This window comes from Aeromonas sp. LsrichE-8G, assembly GCF_022869435.1.
In the GTDB taxonomy this organism is placed as follows: domain Bacteria; phylum Pseudomonadota; class Gammaproteobacteria; order Enterobacterales; family Aeromonadaceae; genus Aeromonas; species Aeromonas caviae.
Genome location: NZ_JALIHH010000240.1, coordinates 1 through 293 on the forward strand (window position 1 = coordinate 1; position 293 = coordinate 293).

Consider the following 293-nt stretch of genomic DNA (forward strand, 5'->3'; position numbering starts at 1 on the left):
GAAGAGCCAATTGGCCATCAGTTTCAAATCACTGGGTTGGCGGCAACTAGCCTGGCTTGCGTTGAAGAGGCCCGCAACCAGACCGGGGTGTTCATCCTGGCGACCAATGACCACAGCGATACGCTGACCATGGCCGAACTTTTGGCTACCTATAAAGCGCAGCAGAATGTCGAACGGGGCTTTCGTTTTCTCAAGAGCCCGGAGTTTTTAACCTCCTCACTGTACCTGAAAAAGCCGGAGCGGATTGAAGCGTTGCTCATGGTGATGACCTGTAGCCTGATGATTTACGCAGC

1 protein-coding gene is annotated in these 293 nt (G+C 53.2%); it reads left to right on the forward strand.

Annotated features, from left to right (window positions below; all coding sequences use genetic code 11):
• Positions 1 to 293 (forward strand): IS1634 family transposase (locus tag MUW49_RS20000; protein WP_244813117.1); only part of this gene is annotated, 293 nt, incomplete at both ends.